This is a genomic window from Aureispira anguillae, assembly GCF_026000115.1.
Taxonomy (GTDB): Bacteria; Bacteroidota; Bacteroidia; order Chitinophagales; family Saprospiraceae; genus Aureispira; species Aureispira anguillae.
Genome location: NZ_AP026867.1, coordinates 101,454 through 121,968, shown reverse-complemented (window position 1 = coordinate 121,968; position 20,515 = coordinate 101,454). Strand labels below are relative to the sequence as shown.

Genomic DNA, 20,515 nt, shown 5'->3' with positions numbered 1-20,515 from the left:
AATAGGGGGTCAAGCCTATTGTAGCTGCTATAATCCACAAATATTATCTAAGCGCAGATTTTACAGTTGTAAAAAAGATCTGTACTAAAAAATGGTTGTTATTTGGTGTGAACTACTTATCTTTAACAAATTACTTTTTCTAAGATTTTAGTTTCAGTGTAATTATGTTCCAAACCTTCCAAAAATTATATCAAGCCAATATTAGTACTCCTGTAGGAATCTATCGCTTACTGCGTTCCATAATCGGAACAGGCACCAACCTAATGGCTCTACTTGAATTCGCTGCTCGCAGCTACCCTTCTGAAACTGCCATCATAGATGACTATCAATCCATTAGTTATCAAGATCTTTATAAAGAAACACAACAATTAGCTGTTAATCTAAAAGAAAAACACGCTATTCACCCGCATAAGAAGGTCGCCTTACTTTGTCGCAACCACAGCCCATTAGTCAAGTCATTGTTTGCACTCTCTTGTTTGGGTGCAGATGCTTATTTGCTCAATATAGAAATGACGAGTGCGCAATTTAATGACTTATTAGATGAACATAATTTTGATTGTGTCATTTATGATCTAGAAGTTTGGGAGATGGTGCATCGTTCCAATTTTGATAAAAAAACGCTACTCAGTCAGCACATAACCTTTGATTCTATCCAAGGTTTATCAACCGAAACGCCCACGAAAAAAATCAACCTAAAAAAAAGCAGTGCTGGAAAATTAATTATCCTAACAGGCGGAACAACTGGAGCGTTTAAGACTGCCGTTCGGAAACCTGCTGTTTCTAACTTTTTAAATCCCTTTTTTGCCTTACTCAACCAATTGAATCTAGGCACTTATCAATCTGCTTATATTGCTACACCTATTTATCATGGTTTTGGAATGGCAGCACTTTTGGTTTCCCTTACACTGGGAGTTAAGATTGTGCTAACCAAACGTTTTAAAGCGCAAAAAACGACTTCTTTATTACTCAAACATAGAGTTCAAGTACTCATTTTAGTTCCCTTAATTTTGGATCGGCTGCTCCAACAAAGTAAATTAGAACTTATTTACACTCGTCTTATTATTTCTGGCGGAGCGCCACTAAATCCTAATTTGGTACAACGGACGTTTAAGCTGTTAAAACATGATTTAGCCAACCTGTATGGAACTTCCGAGGCAGGGTTTTGCATTATGGCAACTACAGAAGATTTAAAATTACATGCCAATACAATTGGCAAAAAAATTAGAGGGGTTCAACTTAAATTATTAGATAACAACCAACAAGAAGTCGCTATAGGAACGGTTGGGGCGCTATCTGTAAGAAGTAGTTGGGGCATGAAAAACACAACAGATAGTTGGATACCTACAGGGGATTTAGCTTATCAGAACGAACAAGGGTATTACTTTCTCTGTGGACGAGTGGACGACCGAATTGTATCTGGGGGAGAAAATGTTTATCCTGTAGAATTAGAACATATCTTATTGCAACATGATGCGATTCAGCAAACTGCTGTTATTGGTATTTCTGATCCAGAGTTTGGACAACGACTGAAAGCATTTGTGGTTTTAAAACCGCAACAAGTACTCGATCAATCAAACCTCCAAGAATGGTTAAAAGACCATGCAGCCCGACATCAAATGCCCAAAGAAATTGTTTTTATTGACCACATTCCTGTTACTGCTTTGGGAAAAACAAATAAGAAAAAACTATTTTAACTCATCAACTGATCTTACCTCAACTTAGATGTTTTGTTTTTTAATTTACGACAGAAGTAACAAAACCATTCCATTTGCCTAAGATCAGTGAATAAACGATACACTATGCCACATTTTGTAATTGATTGTTCTGAACAAATAATTGAACAGCAAAATCCTGAAAAAATCATGCAATTGGTCTATGATACAGCAGCGGCTACCAATTTATTTGCAGCGGGGGACATTAAGGTGCGAATTACTCCTTTTAAACCTGCTTATTATAATATAGGTAATACAAAAGATGATTTTATCCATGTTTTTGCGAACATTATGGAGGGGCGAAATACAGCGCAAAAAAGCAACCTTTCTCGGCAAATTGTTAGTCAGCTAAAGAAAATGTTTCCCGATGTCCCTGTCATTTCAATCAACATTAGGGATTTTGAAAAATCGACTTATTGTAATAAATCCATGGTATAAGTATTTAACATTTAAAATCATTTAACTCTTATTATGAAAAATAGCATTTTATTGCTTCTTACACTTCTTGTGCTTCAAGCCTGTACAGAAACCGAAAAAGCACCCAATACCAATACGGCAACCGTAAAAGTAACAGAACCCTCCACGGCTACTAGTCCAACTCCCCCTGCCCCAAAAACAACCAATAGCAAACCCAAAGTAGCTTCTCTTCCTAAAGCGCTACAATTGTCAGACTGTGTTGGTATTTATAGCAAATCAGGGCACGATGAATCTTGGTTATTGGGAGTTAGAGAATACGACGGTAGAGTAGAAGGCTTGTTAATGAAATTTGAAGGGATGTTGCCTCCGCTAGCCTCTTTGCAAGGAAATGCTCCCATAAAAGGCGCTTCTTCCCAACAACTCGTTTTTGAAATCAACCTAGATACTAGAACCTTCTCTTCGGAATTAGGAGATGGAATAATTGATGGTACCAAAGTTGTTTTTTCGGGGCAAACAGATCTTGTCAACGATAACCTAGCCTTATTCAAAGATGACGATTATGCTGCTCTTTTGGAGGACTAATCACTGGCTCTAATCCATCAATTACTATGCTTTCTCAATTCAAAAAAATAGGTCCTGGAGCAATGGTTGCCGCAGCCTTTATTGGCCCTGGTACCATCACTACTGCTACGCTTGCAGGCAGCAGTTATGGTTACACCTTGCTTTGGGCTGTCCTCTTTTCTGTTGTTGCTACTTATATACTACAAGAAATGGCTGCTCGTTTGGGGGTAATTGGAGGCATGGGAATAGGGCAAGCTTTACGCATAAAAATACAAAACCCTATTTTGAAAATGGGGGCTGCTATTTTAGTTATTGGAGCTATTCTGATTGGTAATGCAGCTTATGAAGCAGGCAATATCACAGGAGCGGTATTAGGGTTTAATGATTATTTTCCCAGTTACCCTTTCAATCCATTGGTCATCTTAATTGGAGCTATTGCTTTGCTGGTCTTATGGATTGGGAAGTATCAATTTATTGAACGTTTTTTAGTCCTGTTAGTGGCTTCAATGGGATTCATATTTTTGGTGGCAGCAATCGCTGTTCGCCCCAATTTGGGAGCTATTTTAGCGGGCTTATGCTGCCCTTCTTTGCCTAATAACTCCTTATTGATGGTAATGGGCTTGATTGGAACGACCGTTGTTCCTTACAATTTATTTCTCCATGCATCTTCCAGCCAAAAACGCTGGGCAGCCAATAAAAATCTAAAAGATGCACATTGGGATTTAACTTTTTCTATTCTATTGGGAGGATTAATTACAATGGCGATTTTGATTACTGCTGCTGCAACAGTCCACACAAGCACTACTACAATACAAAGTGCCCAAGATTTGTCAAAAGGATTGGTTCCTTTGTTGGGAAATTGGGCTGGTCTTTTTTTATCGCTGGGTTTCTTTGCAGCAGGGCTTTCTTCAGCCATTACAGCTCCCCTAGCAGCAGCCTTTGCCACTTCTGAAATATTGGGTTGGGAAAAGAAGTTAACCGCAGCGAATTTTAGGTTGACTTGGATGCTTGTATTGTTGATTGGTCTTATTTTTTCTTGTCTTGGGTTCAAACCTACGCTAGTTATTTTATTTGCTCAGATTTCTAATGGGCTTTTGTTGCCAATTATTGCACTATTTTTACTTTGGGTAATGAATGACAAAACAATTATGGGAAAGCAGGTTAACTCCCAAGTGGTCAATTGTCTGGCTATGCTTATCATCCTTACTACCTTACTGTTAGGTACAAAGGGAATTTTGGCAGCAATTGGTTGGTTCTAGCGCATTTTTAGTTGGGATAAATTTGTCATTAACTAAACATACATCAAACACCCTAATCGTGATTTAATAATCTGCTATTCCTCTATTTCATGAGATCATTAGCATTGATAACTTGAAGGCAGCTACCTTCAAGTTATCCAATTTGCCATCGCAAAACCTTATGCCAATGATTCTATCCTTTTAAATAAAAATATCTGTCGCATAGCGCAAGCCTTCTTTTTGGATGCCATCCAACCAAACCTTGGCCTCCTCTCTAGATACCTTAGCGCAAGCCTTATAAATATCAATAAATGTTTTTTGGACAGCAGGAGCCATGTATTTTCCATCTCCGCAAACAAACACTTTTGCCCCCTTTTGAAGCAACTCATAAACCCGTTTACGCTCAGCCCACAACTTATGTTGAACAAACTTTATATCTCCTTCTTCCAAAGCACTATAAGCCCTAAATACTTGAACAACTTCCTCTTGCTCCCATTGGCAAAATTCATCCATGTACAAAGCATCAACCTCAGGATGGTCGCAGCCAAAAAACAAAACAATTTCTCCTACTGAATTTCCTTTTTGCTTTTGGATAGAACGCTCTTGAACAAAGCCTCTAAAAGGGGCAATCCCACTACCTGCTGCAATCATAATAAGAGGCACTGAAAGATCGGTCGGAAGATGAAAAGCACTAGTTGCTGGCTGGGTATCAATCTGCACCTGTCCTCCTACTGGCAAATGAGCTAAATAATTTGATGCCACGCCCTTATACTGCCCTTGCCCAGACCAAGCAGGCGCATCAACCACTGCAACAGTTAAGGCTACTTTTTGATCATCCCAATAAGGAGATGAAGCAATGGAATATAAACGAGGTTTTAGTGGTGGTAGTATTTTTAACAATTGTTCTAAAGGAATATCAATAGACGCATAACATTCTAATAGGTCTAAGACACTGACTCGCTTATGCAGTACTTCTTCTGTGTAAATGCTTTCGTCCGTTAGTTTTATTAAAGCGTTTTTTTCAGGCGGGCAAGGACAATATGAAGCCAATAATTCCACTTGCTTTTGAGTTGCTGGCTGTCCTAATTCTACATAATTGGTAAAAATATCGAACAAAGCAACAGGATAACCTACTGGTAAATGGAACAGTTGTGCATCAGCAGCCTGAATGGTTATTTGTGTATCAATAGTATATCCTAACCGTTGAAAAATACGTTCAATATTTTCTTTGGGATTACTTGGTAGAATAGACAAATAGTCCCCTGATTGATATGGCATATCTTTGGGCAATTCAATTTCTATATGTCGTTTAGAACGTCCAAGCGGATGCGTCATATCGACCAATTCTTTGTTTTCTATAATAACTCCCTGCCGCAATACCTTTTGTTCCAATGTTTCTAAACGATTGTTGGAAACCACGACAGAGAATCCTTGTTTTTCGGTCTTTCCCTTAGGCATTTTTTCCCAAAATTGATCCTGCCATTTGTCAAAATCACCATAGACATTTGTAGCACCATTCAAAGCGCCCCGCTCTATCAATGCTTTGCCTCCCCACTTTGATAACAATTGATCCACTTTTATGGGAATGGCTTGATAGGTTTTAAGCCAATCTTTATGCCCACAACCCAAAACAGCATATTGTATTCCTGCTAAAGAAGATACATTTCCATTTTCCAACCAATCCATAAATTTCACAGCGTTCCTCGGCGGTTTTCCTTCATAAGAAGCAGTGACAATAACAACGGGTATATCTTTATCCAATCGATTCACATAATCATCCATTGCCCCTAGCGTGGGTTGATAGCCATACTCGGTAGCCTCTTGATAAATTTTGTGTGCAAAACCTTCCGATAATCCTGTATTGGATCCAAACAAAATTAACAGTGGTTTTCCATTCTTATTAATCACTTGCTTAGTTTTGTTATTGGCAATCGTTTCTGATGGATTGAGCGATGGAGCAACAATAGCGACCTCTTCTTTTCTTTCGACCCGAATTCTAAAATTATCAGGCTTGATGGTAATCGCCTCTTTTATTTTTAAATTATAATTGGGATTGTCTTTTTTAAGGTCAAAACGTTGCAGCAACATCGCCAACGCTAATACGGCCTCTTGCATAGCAAAGAAGCGACCAATACAAGCTCGTTTCCCATTTCCAAAAGGTTTAAAACAATTTTCTGGCAATTGTTCTGCATTTTCGATAGCAAATCGTTCGGGCTTAAATGCTTCTACATCTTCGCCCCAAACTGCTTTATCTCGATGCAACCACCCTATTAAGACCGTTACATTTTCGTCTTTTTTGACCAAGTATTTGCCACCAATCACCGTATCTTCTAAAGCAGCTATTGTGTACATGGGGGCAATGGGGTGCAAACGTAGGGTTTCTTTTAAGACTTGGTCTATATAGGTTAATTGGGGAAGATGATCTATTGTTGGTTGGTTATTCCCTAGGATACGTTGAACCTCCTCTTGGGCTTTTTTTAGTTTATTGGGGTTATTTAACAACTCATAAATGGCAAAGGTTAATAAGCCACTAGTGGTTTCATGCCCTGCTATTAAGAAAGTAATCATCTGGTTTTTAATATTGTCATCCGATAGGCGTTCACCACTAATTGGATCAACACCATTCAGCATAATATTAAGCAAATCGTTGTACTTGTCTTTTTTGGGGTCTTTTTTTCTATTTCGGACAATTTCAGCACCAACAGTATGCATATAATCAATATCCGCAAAGTATTTTTGATTGGTTTTTACCATCAATTTTGTTTGAAGAGGAAAACGAACAGCACGCTTCCCCATCTCACTTAAACTATCTACCATTGATTCCACAAATGGATGCAGCTCTTCCGAGTAAAAACTATTGAATCTATAATTAAAGCTACACAATGCAATGGTGTCTAAGGTTAATTTGGTCATTTCTTCAGAAACATCAAACGAATGCTCGGCTCCCATCCGTTCAAATTTAAGCATCATTTGCTCTGCAATATCTAACATCTGTGGAAACAAATTCCGAATCGCCACAGGACCAAAGGCTGGCATTAATAAGCGATGTGCTTTTCCCCAAGCAAGGCTCTCGGTTTCTGCGGTAACTAATCCGTCACCTAGCAGCCCTTGTATTTCTTTAAACAACTTCGTATTCTTACCAAATCGGCTTGGGTCTGAAACTTCATGCACCAATTCTTGAGACCCAACAATCACCATATCATTATTGGGCAGTATCAATTTATAAATTCTCCCTTCTTCAAAATCTTTAGCAATCTCAAAAAGACTTTGGCTAAACGCTTTGGGGTTTATATTTTTAAGGTTCCCCAATAATGGGAATGTTTTAGGGGTGGGAATGCTTGACTTTATCATTACATTATTTTTGATTAAATATTTTTTATTAAAATATAAAATGATATAACTATAACCAATCCTATTCTTATCAACAAACAGGACTTATACTAACTTTCGATATTCGGAAGGAGTTACACCAACTTTTTTCTTAAATAAGCGACTAAAATATTGAGCATATTCAAATCCTAATTGAAACGCTATTTCGGCAACCGAATCGTTGCTATTAACCAACAACGTTTTAGCCTTATTAATGATTTGATAATGGATATGCTCTAGGGTGCTTTTCCCTGTTTCTTTTTTTAATAAATTGCCCAAATAATTTCTAGACAAATTCATTTCTTTGGCGAGTTGTTCTACTGTTGGAATTCCTTTTTTTTCTAAAATTGAGGCTTTTAAACAAGCCTTTAAAATTTTTTCAAACCGTATAATATTATTGCTATACTCCAATTTTTTGTCCATAAATTGCCGATCATAAAACCGCTGTATATACGTGAATAATAAAATGATTTGATTCACCCAAATGGTTGTGCTATAGTCATCAATCTGGCTGTATTCCTCTAGTATATTGTCTAAAATTGTTCGAATAATCTTTTCTTCTTGTTCTGAAATTTCAAGTGCCTCATTTAAATTATAAGCCAAAAAATTGTATTGTATCACTTGCTCGTAAATCAGTGACGAACGAATCAAATCTGGATGAAAAATAATCCCCCACACTTCTACCTCTTCCTGCGTAAAAATCTCATATACTTGAACAATTTGATCAGGGCGCAAAACCACTAGTGTTCCTTCTTTCAAATCTATATTCTTGCGACCATACGAAAAGCTGGAATGAATTATTTTATTATATAGCAGGATAATATAAAAGGGGCTTAATAATTCTACCTCAATAAGGTCTGTTGTAAAGTTTGACTCCGCAAAATTTAATACCGAAATTAAAGGATGTTTAGGTTCTTTATATCCAATAATTGCATGCAAATCAGCCAATGTTTTAATATAAATTGGTTCCATATTCAACTCCTAATCAATACTATTTTGTGTTTATAAAAATCACCCAACAATGCTGTAAATGACTACTGTTTTAGGGAGAAGGCATAACCCTAGATCCTATCTTCATTTATTTGTTTCTTATAATAAGAATATTTATTGGTACAAATTTAGATAGTCTTGAGGATAGATTTGTATACAAATGCATTATAATTGAATACTTTTTACTCATTTATAGCCTTTATACACGATTTGCTGAATGCTTTGTGTTTTGGCAATACTTCTACCTACAAAGGAAATGATACCCATTTAGGCCCCCAATCCCCTAACAATAGCCCACTTTCATTAATTATATAAAATAATAGATTTGTTTTAGAAAGTAGTTTTATATCTTGCCGCTTAGAACTATTTATTCAGTTATAACAACTTCACATTAAAACACACCTAAAATGAAAACATTTGCTACGGCTTTACTATTTCTTTTATTGTTTAGCTCCCTTACATTTGGGCAAGCCCCTCCCACCCCTCTTGCTGAACTCAGCAAAAATTATTCGGCACTGAATTTACGAGCTGGCAATATCCCTGAAAAATGGGAAGATGGCATGCGCACAACAGGGAAAAAGAAAACTTATGAGTGGTGGTACTTTGATGCACATTTAGACGATGGCTCTACCATGGTTATTGTCTTTTATACCAAGTCATTTGTAAACTTCAACAAAGGGCTAACTCCTTTGGTAACCTTAACGATTGATCGACCTGATGGAACAGCATTTATTAAAGAATACTTTGGTGACGCTGACCAATTTAGCAGCTCAAAAGATAGCTGCCATGTTAAGATTGATAATAATTATTTTAAAGGCAACCTCAAAGAATATGAAATTCATTTTGACGATGAAGATATTCAACTTACCGCCAAAATTCGCCGAACAACAGAGAGCTGGCGCCCCCAAACTGGACATATCTTTTTTGGAGAAGAAAAAAAGGATTATTTTGCTTGGTTAGTACCTGTTCCTAAAGGGGAAGTAGAAATAGATTATACCCTCAAAAAAGAAAAAAAAGACGTCAAAGTAAAAGGCTCTTGTTACCACGACCACAACTGGGGCAATAAAAACACCGCCAAATTATTCAACCATTGGTATTGGTCTAGAGCTGAAATTGGTCCATACACGCTCATTGCTTCTGAAATGATTACAGAAAAAGAATATAACAAAGAGAATGTAGTGGTCTTTAATATTTCAAAAGATGGCAAAACTGTTGCAGATGATGGCTCAAAGGTAACTATGTATCAAACTTATGGCAAGATGCACCCTACCTTACACAAAGATGTTAGTGATGATCTTATTTTTATTTATGATGCTCCTGACGATCCTTATCGTTATGAATATTATTTGTATAGAGAACGAAGTTTGGTAGAGGTAGATTTGTTAGAGACCTCCATTAAAAGTAAATTTAAATTATGCTTGGCTCGATTATTTACGAAATTTGATGGTGCTTACTTTAGAATGATTGGCAAGTCCAAAATAAAAGTTTATAAAAACGATCAATTAATTGAAACGCACGAAAGTTCTAAAGCGGTTTGGGAGTTGATGTATTTTGGAAAACCCAATCAAAAATAAAAAGATCGACTTGTAAAATTTCTAGAACATCTCGGTTTTGGCTTTAGAGGTTGGACTTTTATGCTTTCTATAAAAGTCCAACTTCTATTTTAGCGAAGCATGGCAATTTTATAAATTTATAACCAAAATCATTCTTGCAATGGATATTAATTGTGATATGGGCGAAAGCTATGGCCAGTTCAAAATAGGAAATGACAAAAACATTTTTCCTTATATCTCTTCCTGTAATATTGCCTGTGGTTTTCATGGAGGAGACCCACTCCATATTGAACAAACCATTCAACAAGCCATTCGTTATAATTTGCGGATTGGAGCTCATCCCTCCTATCCTGATTTGGTGGGGTTTGGACGGCGCAAAATGGTTTTGTCTGCTGCTGAACTAAGGGCAAATATTGGCTACCAAGTTGCTGCCATCAAGGGAATGGTAGAGAGCCTAGGGGGGCAACTCAGTTATGTCAAGCCTCATGGTGCGCTATACAATGAAATGGCTATTCATCAAACAGAAGCGCTTCCAGTAATTGAAGCCATACAACGCATTGATAAAAAACTTTCTTTGATGGGGCTTGCCAATAGCCCTTTAGCCACTTTTGCCCAACAACAGGGCATTCCCTTTATTGCTGAAGCCTTCGCCGATCGACAATACAACGATCAAGGGCAATTAATGCCCCGTTCCCAAGAAAATGCAGTAATTACAACTCCTAGTCTAGCTGTCGAGCAAGTAGTAAACATCATCGAGCACCAAAAGGTAAAAACGCCTAAGGGTGAGTTTACAATCCAAGCTCAAAGTATTTGTATTCATGGTGACAACCCTGCTGCTCCCGCCATTCTAAAAGCGCTAAAAAAGGTACTTTAAGTACTAAAGTTTGGTAAGCCCGATTTAGAGTCTCAAATACCCTTATTTGCAAACACTTTTGTATATTGATGAGCAAAACCAACAATTTTGACCTCCAATGACCATCAAACCATACGGAAATCAAGCCATTTTGGTAGAATTTGCAGCCCAGATTAATCCCAATGTCAATCGACAGGTGATGGCACTAAATGCGTACTTAAACAATGCTTCTTTGGAAGGAGTTAAAGCTAGTATTCCTGCCTATAATTCATTGACGATTCTGTATGATCCCAAGTTCCTTTCTTTTGAAGTTTTGCGTAAACATATTCTTGAATGGACACCAACTCATTCACTCTCTTCCACCTCCACGAATACAAAAAAAATAGTCCTTCCTGTTTGTTACGAGCCACCCTTTGCGCTGGATATGGATTGGGTACTGCGCCATACTGGTTTGTCAAAACAAACATTAATTGACTTCCATTCTCAAGCCCCATTTCAAGTTTATATGCTTGGCTTTTTACCTGGATTTGCTTATTTAGGAAAGGTTCCATTGGCGCTTGCTTGCCCCCGAAAACCAACACCTAGGCTAAAAATCCCTAAGGGTGCTGTTGGTTTAGCAGGACAACAAACAGGAATTTACCCTAGCTCCTCCCCTGGAGGTTGGCAGATTATTGGTCAAACGCCAATTCCTGTGTTCAACCCCGATCAAAAGCAACCTTTTTTGTTGCATCCTGGCGATCTAGTGCAATTTAAAGCCATCTCTAGTCGCACTTTTGAACAAATAGAACAGGCTATTTTGACCCAACAATTTAACTGGAAAAGTATTTATGAGTAAAACAAGTATTTTACATTTCCAGCAAGCTGGATTACAAACAACCGTACAGGATAAAGGTCGCTTGGGTTACCAACAGTTTGGTATTCCTATTGGTGGTGCCATGGATCAATCTTCTGCTGACATTGCCAATTGGTTGGTTGGAAATCCAACCGATGCCCCCCTGCTGGAGATCACCTTACTGGGACCTACGATTCGAATTAGTAAATCCTGTCAAATTGCTTTAACAGGAGCACATATTTCCCCTCTTTTAAACGGTCAAGCACTTCCAATGTACCAAACGATCCCCGTTCCCAAAAATTCTATACTGAGTTTTGGACCTATTCTTTCAGGATGCCGAGCTTATTTAGCGGTTGGAGGAACTTGGAGCATCAACAAGTGGTTATCTAGTTATAGCCCAATACTTCACAATGGACAAGCACTACCTTCCAATAGCATTCTAAAAAAGGATAGCCAATTTATGATTTACACCAAAAAAATTAGCCCATTAAGAAACTATCCAAAAGAAAAACGCCCTATTTATCCCTCTAAAATAACTGTTCGGGTGACAATAGGTCCTGAGTTTGAGCAATTTTCGAGAACTGCTATTGCTGCGTTTTTTGGTACAGCGCATTCCATTTCTAATCATTCTAATCGAATGGGCTATCGCTTAAGCACAAGGTTGTTCAACTTCACATCCTCTCAGGAATTAATTTCCTCAGGTATTGTTCCTGGTACGGTTCAAATTTCCAATGCAGGGCAACCGATTATACTCCTCAAAGATGCACCAACTACAGGAGGCTATCCCCGTATTGCCAATATTTATAGTGAAGACTTGGACGCTGTGGCGCAATTAAAGCCCAACGATAAAATTTGCTTTTCTTTAATAATTTAATTCAAAAAACATGAAACGCATCCATCTATTTGAGTTTGAGGACTTTCATTGGTTTCCCAATTTTTTGAGAAGCTGCATGACTCGTTATATTATATCCATCCATAAATTCTTAGGCTCTGCTGAGGACTTAGCCGAATTATTGGCTGGGGTACTAAAAGAAACTCAACACACCAATATTATTGATCTCTGTTCTGGCGCTGGTGGTCCAATGCCAAGGGTAAAAGAATTATTAGAGCAGAAACACGGTTTTTCTAAGCTCTCTTTGACCCTAACCGACCTCTATCCCAATAAAGAAGCCGCTGCCCTTATTAATGCCCAAAATGATCCTCATCTTTCTTACTTAACCACTCCTGTTGATGCTACTCAAGTAGAAAAAAAGCGCAAAGGTATTCGTACCATGATTTGTAGCATGCACCACATGAAACCTGCAATTGCCAAACGCATTTTATTAGATGCACAAAAAGACAAACAACCCATCTGCATCTTTGAAATCAGTGACAATAGCATGCCTTTTGTGCTTTGGTGGCTCGCCATTCCCACTTCTTTTATTATGGTTTTCTTGCTCACTCCTTTTGTTCGACCATTGACATGGAAACAACTGGTCTTTACTTACCTTATTCCTCTCCTGCCTATTTTTATTGCTTGGGATGGAGCTGTTTCTAATGCAAGAACCTATACCTTAGCAGATTGGGATGAATTATTAGGAGAGCTCCCAAAGGAAGGGTATAAATGGGAAAAAGGCACCATCAAAGGAAAGGCTGGTAATAAAATGTATTTAATGGGGCTGCCAACTTAAAAACCATGAAAGTATTAAAAAAAATAATCCTTCGAACCCTATTCGTAGGTAGTCTACTTTATCTTCTTATTTGTATAGGTCTATATAGTTATCAAGAACGTCTGATCTTTTTTCCCTCAACACTGCCTGCTACTACTGCATTTAATTTTGAGGGCAATTTTGAAGAGGTGACTTTATCAACCAGCGATCAGCACAATCTACACGGCTTATTATTTCGATCTGATTCTGCCAAGGGAGTCATTTTATATTTGCATGGCAATGCTGGCTCCCTCGAATCTTGGGGACAAATAGCTCCAACTTACACAAATTTGGGTTATGATATTTTTTTGCTGGACTATAGAGGATATGGAAAAAGTACGGGAAAAATCAACAGCGAACAACAGTTTTATGAGGATAGCCAACTGGCTTACAATTGGGTAAAAAATAAGTATCCCGAATCTCAAATAACGCTACTGGGGTATTCGATAGGAACAGCTACCGCAGCAAGGTTAGCCGCCCAAAACCACCCCCAACAGCTAATTCTGCAAGCTCCTTATTATAGTTTGGTAGACATGATGCAACAACATTATCCCTTAGCGCCTACTTTTTTGTTAAAATATCGTTTTGAAACCTATACTTTTATTCCCCAAATCAAAGCCCCTGTCACCATTTTTCATGGCGATAAGGACGCTATTATTCCACTTCATTCTTCGCTGAGATTAAAAGCACTTTTTAAGCCAGTAGATCGCCTCATTATATTGCCCAATGCAGGACATAATGGAATGACTAATAATGCACATTATTTAACTGCATTAAAGCAAATACTTTAGTTCAAAATGCTATAAATACAGCTTATTTTTTTTTTAGAAACGCTGTTTTTAGGACAATTGTTTTTTTGCCAATGCGGCATTCAACAGCATTGTCATCCCCTGTCAAACGAATGCCCTTAATGACTGTTCCACGCTTTAGGTTTAAGGAAGCCCCTTTTACTTTTAGGTCTTTAATTGGCATCACCGAATCGCCATCTTTTAATACATTGCCATTGCTATCTTTGACGGTTGCTCCTTCCTCTTCTTCTACTTCTTGCTCTCCTTCTTTTTTATAACTATAGTCGTAATTATAATCATAGTCATAATCGTAATTATAATCCTCTTCGTTATTTTCGTTCTTTTTCTTATTTCCCATAGCTGATTTTACTATTTAATTCATTCATTTAGTACTAGGACAAAGGTACCTTTATTCCTATAGAATTTATAGTTCTATCAAAATACTTTATTGGCTTGCTCCATTCGTTTTTTTAATGGACGGCATAGAATGCTCTTTTAGTATTTCCAACAATGGGCGATCCTCTACCTTGCTTTCCATCCAAGCGAGGAAGTCAAAATGCTCTAACAATTCTAATTCTGCTTTAGGAGCAGTTTGTGCTAATTTCTTTAATTGGACTAAATACCTACGAAAGACATTCTTTAATTCATTTTTTGAAGCAACGTTAGCACTTGCTTTGAATAAGTTTAAAATAATTCGTTCAAAGTCAAATAGATCTTTTTTCTTCCGTAAATTACGATAGATAGAGCGAATAACATAAGGTAATTGTAATACTTCATTTAGTTCAAACAAACAGATTAGTTTCATTAATAATACTGCATTTCTATAAATTGCTATTTTTTGAATTTGTTCGATATCTTCAATTAATTCTAATGCTTTTACAAATTCCCCATTTACAATACATATTACAGTATAATACTGTAATATATAATCTGGTCGAACATAAGTGTTGTTTTCTTTTTTATGTTTTTTTATAAACGTTTCTATCTCCTCTCCATATTCCTCCCATCCCTCATAATCCCTTGACTCTATTTTTAATTTTAAAAAAGCAAGGTATTTTATACTCATCAACAATACATTATTAATCTCATCATTGTTTTTTTCTACATACAAGTCAATCTCTTCCATAATCATCAAAGCTTCATCCCACTTCCCTATCTCAATTGCTGCTGCAATGAAGTTATTAATACTTGCGATATAAGTTCTAGGGGCTTGTTTTTTTAATAATGGAAACTGACGATGTAGTTCAATCCCATCTTTAGCACTGGAATAAACATCAAAAAATTGCCATACTTGAGCATATATGATATTTTTTGTAACACAAAAAGCCCATTTACTAAATGGACTTTTTGCTTCATCTATAGACTTAAAAACTGCTTTAGCCAATATTTCTTGGTTGATTTCTTTTACTCGAAGATGTCTTCCCTTTGCTACCATATTTATCAAAACATCTGTTCTATATTTTTCTAGTAACAATAAGTTGTTGGCAACATCAAGTGCCCATTCATTGTTTTTTTGATAATTTAAAGGCTCTTTCTCTTCTTGATAATTCCAAATTAAACGACCTAACCTCATTTCCCACTCCGCTATAAAAGGAAGTAATGTAGGATAAATTCCTTCAAAGGCAAGCTTTTTAGTTTTTTTTAATAATTGATAAGCATCTCCATCTAATCCCTTCTTATAAAGAATATCAACTTGTTGTAAGTTGTTCAATATCTCAAACTCTACATTCTGTTGATTATAAACCTGTAAAACTCTAAGAATATAATTATATAGATAATTTTTAGTTCTACTCCATTGTTTTACAATTGCTATTTTTTTAAATTTCTTTTTTAGTTCTTCATCATCGCAAATTTCTGTTTTGATAATAAGATTAAAGAGCTTTGCATAATTACTATTGGATTCTCCTGCCCTATTAATAAACTGCTTTATATAACGTTTTTCACTAGTAGTTAAACGATTCACTAGCTCAAATAAACCACTCTTGCGTGTAAGCTTCATAATAAAATAATATATTAGTTACCAACCAACTATAAAAACAATATTTATAATGCAAGTAATAATTAGTCAGTAAAATGTGGTTAAGAGTTAGCCCCATACCTCTTACATTATTGTAGAGATATTTACTAGGCGTATTTAAAATTTAATTCAAAACATTGTCTTTTCACTAATATTTATTGGCTTCTGTTCAGCACAATGCAATCTGGTCATAAAACCATTTTTTATAAAAATGATTCTTTCTGTATCTATTTTTCAGTTGCATTATAATTCTTCTGGTTTGACAGCAGCATCAAACAATTTTGCATAATTGCTATTTTGTTCTCCTTTCTGATTGATACACTGCCTAATATAACGTTTTTCGCCAACTGTCAATCGATTGATCAAGGCAAATAAACCGCTTTCATGCGTAATCCCCATAGCAATATAATCATCTAATTTTCAGTCATTTACAAACCAAAAACTATTAATTACACAAGTAATAATTGGTAAAATGTGGTTAAGAGTTAGCCCTATATCTCTTGTATTATTGTGGAAACATTAGTTCGGACTGGAAATAAATTAAATCTTTTTAATTAAAAATCAATTTGCTCCAATCCTGCTGATTAAAACATTTTAGCAATCTAATTAATTCCTCTAATAAAACCATTTTTCATGAAACCAACTTTCTTTTTACGACTGTTTTTCAACCACATACAAGTTTTTTTTTGTAAAAAGTAATCCATGGGACTTATACCGTTCAGTTTATTAAAGGCAACAGCCAATAACTCCAACATAGCATCAAACAATAAGATTTTCATCTAACTAAGAAAAATTACGATTTATATAGACGATTACTAAACGCTAGACCTTTGTACTCCTCTCAATATGTACATATATTATTATTTTATACTAATTAAAACACAAATTATGAAACATTTAATTCTTATGGCATTTGCCATACTATTAATGAGTTACAATGCCCAAGCGCAACACTTCGAGCTAATATCCTCCCCCAATGGTATAGGTGGCACAGTCAATGATTTTAAAGTTTGCGGTGTAGAAAGTAGAACATTTCAGGTAATATACGATCACTGTCCCAATAGTAAAGTGAATTGTCTTCAAGGCTGTGGAGCTAATCCCGTACGTGTAAATATACGACTGTATAGAGACAATACTCTCCTACAAACTTTGGTCTTTCAGACGAGTAATGATTGGTTTAATCAACCCATTGTAGTTGCGAACACCAGCCCAGGGGCTTATAAAGTAGAAGTAACTGTTCAGCGTCGAAAATTTTCTTGTTTAAGTTGGGAAACTGTTTTTAATCAAACAAGCAATATTATTACCGCTTTAGGAAATGCTTCTCCTGCTTTTAATATTGACGGCATTGCAATACCTAGCAATAACAGTGCTATTCAAGTATGCGGTAGTAACATAAGTCTTAATGCTGCTGCCACTAGTTGCGAAACTAGACACTATATCGGAGTTCAAGAATGTAACCAATGGTGGAGCAGAACCTATGAATACGAATGGGGACGCTGGTATACTGGACAAGCCAATGATAACATTAACTTACAAGCATTATCAACTTGGAATAGCAATGATCCATTATATTTTTCAGGTACAGATGTATCTAGAATGGGCGATGCTCTATTTGGCGGGTATTTATCCTCTGGACAAGAACGTTATTATCGTGTCAGTGTTTGTACTGGTGAGCCATCATGGCAATGCAAGGTAGCCTTGATTAAAGTAAATGGAAACTGTAAACTAGCTCCTTCTGACCTTCAAATTGAAACACTTGACGAGTACACAACTACAGGTAGTTCTGCCAATGACAACAATGAGCTAGAATTGGCAATTGACCCCAATAATACCATTGCATCTAGTTCGGCACTAACGACGATTAGAATCAGCCCCAATCCTTTTAATGCTACAACTATTATTTCTGTAGATTCTTATACCGAGAAAGCTCCAATTGTATTTGAGTTATACAATCTGTTAGGCGAACGTGTTGAATCTATTCAAAGCAATCAAAATCAATTTGAATTGAATCGGAACCAACTTGCAGCAGGAGTTTATACCTACCGTGCAACCGCTGATAACCAGTTATTAGGAAGCGGAAAAATTGTTATTCAATAATTTTTTAGACTCTTTGCCCTGCCCTCTACTTAATTTTCTATATCAGAGGGCAGGACAAAGAATCAAAATTATTACCAATCAGGAAGTCTTATACCCATCCACCAGTTCCTTAGAACGCTCTTTTAGTATTTCTAACAATGGGCGATTCTCCACTTTACTTTTCATCCAAGCCAAATAATCGAAATGAACCAGCAGTTCTAACTCTGCTTTAGGAGCAGTATCAACCAGTTTTTGTAGCTTTTCCAAATATTTACTAAAGGTCTGCTTAAGGGCCTCTTTAGAGGCAGCATTGGCACTCGTTTTTAGTAAATTCAAGACAATACGTTCAAACTCAAATAAATTTTTCTTTTTTAATAGCGAACGATAAACAGATCGAATAGCATAAGGTAATAACAAAACCTCATCTTGCTCAAACAAGATAATTAGTTTCAATAATCGTGTTGTATTGGTATAAATGGCAACTTGTTGTATTCCTTCTAAGTGTTCAATATGTTTTAAAGCTTCTGCATAACGACCATTTACCAAATAGATATGCACCAAATGATACAACAATATATGAGGTTTAACATAACGATCATTTGCTTGTTCATTTTCTACCACAAAGGTCTCTATCGCATCCGTATACAACAGTGCTTCCTCAAACTGCCCCTGTCCAATATTAGCACTTAACATAGCGACATATTTTATACAGGTTAGGTAAAGTACCTTGCTAGAAGTTTTATGTTTGTTAATATAGTTATCTACTTCTTGAATTAAAAAGGGAATTTCGTGCCACTGCTTGGCATCTATTGTTGCTTGTACAAAATTATTCAAGCTTGTGATATACGTTAAGGGAGCATACTTCTGCAACAAAGGGTACTGATGATGCAATTCGATACACCCCTTGGCATTAAAATAAGCTTCCAGATATTGGCTAATTTGGACGTGTAGGACTACTTTAGCCACATAAAAAAACCATTTTGCCATTGGGCTTTTAGCTTCCTCGACAGAAGCATAGATCGGTTGATTTAGAAGTTTTAAATTGTTTTTTTCTAGCAAAAGATGGCGGCCTTTTTTAGTACTATTCGCAAAAACAGCAATGCACCTTTCATTAAACAATAACATATTTTGAGCTACATCCGTCGCCCAAATATTATTCTCAGCATAATCCAAGGGTTCTTTTTCCTTTTGGTTATACCATATCAAGTTATCCAAAATCATTTCCCATTCAGCAATAATTGGAAGTAAAGTAGCTGATCCCCCTTCAAAAGCAAGATATTTAGTTTTTTTTAATAATCGATGGGCATCTTCATACAAACCTTTCTTATTTAAGATGGCTACCTGCTGTATATTATTGTACAACTCAAATTCCTCATCTTGTTGATAATAAATCTGTAGTACTCTAAGAATATAGTTGTATAAATAGTTTTTGACTCGACTCCATTGCTTAACAATGGAAGTTCCTCGAAATTTCTTTTTCAATTTTTCTTCATCATATTGCTCTTGTTTTACGATTGCATTAAAGAGCTTAACATGATTATTCTTTGCATCTCCTGATTTATTAATAAACTGTTTTATGTATCGTTTTTCACTTGGGGTTAATGTATTTATTAGTTCAAATAATCCACTATTAACGGTAGGATTCATAATAGAGTAAACATTTATATAAATGTAAAAAAATAACACACACTTTTTAGCATTATAAAAAAGATGATCTCCTAAACTAAAACGACAGTATTCTTTTAGATAAAATAGGAAGGTCTAAGTTAAGGCAAATTCTTCAATTACTATAACCAATAATCTTAGCTTTTGCTATTTCCTTTTTAATTCATTATGTACTTACTTTATTAAGTAGCAATTACTATCACAACGTTTTTTTATATGAAATATTATGCAAGTATAATAGTGTTCTACCTATGAAATATTTCATTAAAGCAAAAAAGTCTATTAAGAACCTTTTTACAAGCAAAATACGACTGTCTATATGATAAACATCTTTCCTATTTATAAAGAAACCTTTATAGCCCTCAAATCACTTCCTAAACCTAATCTATCACTGGTTATATAGTATACAACATTGACCAATTAGTTATTATAAATAACGAACAATTTGAATTCTTGCTGCCTTTAATTCAAAAAAAATATATAAACAAAACTGATTTTCAATAAATTACTATTACAAGCATCATTAGCAATCGATTTATCTTCTCTATTTAAGCAATTCTAAGAAATGCTATCATTTCTATGTTTTGTTATTTGCAACACCACCCAATCACAATATTCCAAACACACTATAAGCCACTATAATACAAGCACTAAAACATCATTAACGCTCTCAGAAATGTAAAAAACTGTCAAAAGATGGTTACATATTCGGTAAAACAGACTGTATTATTGCACCAATGCTAGGAGTACACCAAA

16 protein-coding genes and 1 pseudogene are annotated in these 20,515 nt (G+C 36.0%); 11 read left to right on the top strand and 6 right to left on the bottom strand.

Going from position 1 to position 20,515, the window contains the following annotated elements; translation table 11 throughout:
• The first annotated feature begins 164 nt into the window (after positions 1 to 164).
• From AsAng_RS00480 to AsAng_RS00465, 4 genes are all read left to right on the top strand, one after another.
• The gene (locus AsAng_RS00480) at positions 165 to 1,694 is read left to right on the top strand and encodes an AMP-binding protein (protein ID WP_264790803.1); all 1,530 of its coding nucleotides are present in this window, start codon (positions 165 to 167) and stop codon (positions 1,692 to 1,694) included.
• Positions 1,695 to 1,799: 105 nt separating this feature from the next.
• Positions 1,800 to 2,150 (top strand): 5-carboxymethyl-2-hydroxymuconate Delta-isomerase, encoded by a 351-nt coding sequence (locus AsAng_RS00475; protein WP_264790802.1) that lies wholly within the window; start codon positions 1,800 to 1,802, stop codon positions 2,148 to 2,150.
• A gap of 33 nt (positions 2,151 to 2,183) precedes the next feature.
• Entirely contained in the window at positions 2,184 to 2,711 is a 528-nt protein-coding gene (locus tag AsAng_RS00470; RefSeq protein ID WP_264790801.1) for a hypothetical protein, read from the top strand.
• 26 nt (positions 2,712 to 2,737) lie between these two features.
• Positions 2,738 to 3,949 carry an Nramp family divalent metal transporter gene (locus AsAng_RS00465; protein ID WP_264790800.1) on the top strand — a complete coding sequence of 404 codons (1,212 nt, stop codon included), beginning with the start codon at positions 2,738 to 2,740 and terminating at the stop codon, positions 3,947 to 3,949.
• Between the two features lie 180 nt (positions 3,950 to 4,129).
• On the opposite strand, the gene AsAng_RS00460 is transcribed toward AsAng_RS00465, so the two are convergent.
• Positions 4,130 to 7,279 (bottom strand): bifunctional cytochrome P450/NADPH--P450 reductase, encoded by a 3,150-nt coding sequence (locus AsAng_RS00460; RefSeq protein ID WP_264790799.1) that lies wholly within the window; start codon positions 7,277 to 7,279, stop codon positions 4,130 to 4,132.
• A gap of 84 nt (positions 7,280 to 7,363) precedes the next feature.
• Positions 7,364 to 8,269 (bottom strand): helix-turn-helix domain-containing protein, encoded by a 906-nt coding sequence (locus AsAng_RS00455; protein ID WP_264790798.1) that lies wholly within the window; start codon positions 8,267 to 8,269, stop codon positions 7,364 to 7,366.
• A 425-nt stretch (positions 8,270 to 8,694) separates the two neighbouring features.
• On the opposite strand from AsAng_RS00455, the gene AsAng_RS00450 reads away from it, so the two are divergent.
• The 6 genes from AsAng_RS00450 (at position 8,695) to AsAng_RS00425 (ending at position 14,004) form a co-directional block, all read left to right on the top strand.
• Complete coding sequence (locus AsAng_RS00450; protein ID WP_264790797.1) at positions 8,695 to 9,861, top strand: lipocalin-like domain-containing protein; 1,167 nt, start codon at positions 8,695 to 8,697, stop codon at positions 9,859 to 9,861.
• 139 nt (positions 9,862 to 10,000) lie between these two features.
• The gene (locus AsAng_RS00445) at positions 10,001 to 10,714 is read left to right on the top strand and encodes a 5-oxoprolinase subunit PxpA (protein ID WP_264790796.1); all 714 of its coding nucleotides are present in this window, start codon (positions 10,001 to 10,003) and stop codon (positions 10,712 to 10,714) included.
• Positions 10,715 to 10,811: 97 nt separating this feature from the next.
• Entirely contained in the window at positions 10,812 to 11,528 is a 717-nt protein-coding gene (gene pxpB / locus AsAng_RS00440) for a 5-oxoprolinase subunit PxpB (protein ID WP_264790795.1), read from the top strand.
• On the top strand, positions 11,521 to 12,399 hold the full coding sequence (locus AsAng_RS00435) for a 5-oxoprolinase subunit C family protein (protein ID WP_264790794.1): 879 nt from the start codon (positions 11,521 to 11,523) through the stop codon (positions 12,397 to 12,399). The genes pxpB and AsAng_RS00435 overlap by 8 nt, the downstream gene beginning before the upstream one ends.
• A 10-nt stretch (positions 12,400 to 12,409) precedes the next feature.
• A complete protein-coding gene (locus AsAng_RS00430; protein WP_264790793.1) occupies positions 12,410 to 13,195 on the top strand; it encodes a hypothetical protein in 786 nt (261 codons plus the stop codon).
• Positions 13,196 to 13,200: 5 nt separating this feature from the next.
• Positions 13,201 to 14,004: an alpha/beta hydrolase gene (locus tag AsAng_RS00425; protein WP_264790792.1), complete on the top strand. Its 804-nt coding sequence runs from the start codon at positions 13,201 to 13,203 to the stop codon at positions 14,002 to 14,004.
• Positions 14,005 to 14,026: 22 nt separating this feature from the next.
• On the opposite strand, the pseudogene AsAng_RS29990 reads toward AsAng_RS00425, so the two are convergent.
• From AsAng_RS29990 to AsAng_RS00410, 3 genes and pseudogenes are all read right to left on the bottom strand, one after another.
• A pseudogene (locus tag AsAng_RS29990) lies at positions 14,027 to 14,230 on the bottom strand (alkylphosphonate utilization protein); the annotation flags it as partial.
• A 216-nt stretch (positions 14,231 to 14,446) separates the two neighbouring features.
• The gene (locus AsAng_RS00415; RefSeq protein ID WP_264790790.1) at positions 14,447 to 16,000 is read right to left on the bottom strand and encodes a hypothetical protein; all 1,554 of its coding nucleotides are present in this window, start codon (positions 15,998 to 16,000) and stop codon (positions 14,447 to 14,449) included.
• 261 nt (positions 16,001 to 16,261) lie between these two features.
• Positions 16,262 to 16,417: a hypothetical protein gene (locus AsAng_RS00410; RefSeq protein WP_264790789.1), complete on the bottom strand. Its 156-nt coding sequence runs from the start codon at positions 16,415 to 16,417 to the stop codon at positions 16,262 to 16,264.
• A 489-nt stretch (positions 16,418 to 16,906) separates the two neighbouring features.
• Here AsAng_RS00410 and AsAng_RS00405 point away from each other — a divergent pair, with 489 nt between their 5' ends.
• The gene (locus AsAng_RS00405; protein WP_264790788.1) at positions 16,907 to 18,115 is read left to right on the top strand and encodes a T9SS type A sorting domain-containing protein; all 1,209 of its coding nucleotides are present in this window, start codon (positions 16,907 to 16,909) and stop codon (positions 18,113 to 18,115) included.
• A 78-nt stretch (positions 18,116 to 18,193) separates the two neighbouring features.
• On the opposite strand, the gene AsAng_RS00400 is transcribed toward AsAng_RS00405, so the two are convergent.
• A complete protein-coding gene (locus tag AsAng_RS00400) occupies positions 18,194 to 19,741 on the bottom strand; it encodes a hypothetical protein (RefSeq protein WP_264790787.1) in 1,548 nt (515 codons plus the stop codon).
• Positions 19,742 to 20,515 lie beyond the last annotated feature (774 nt).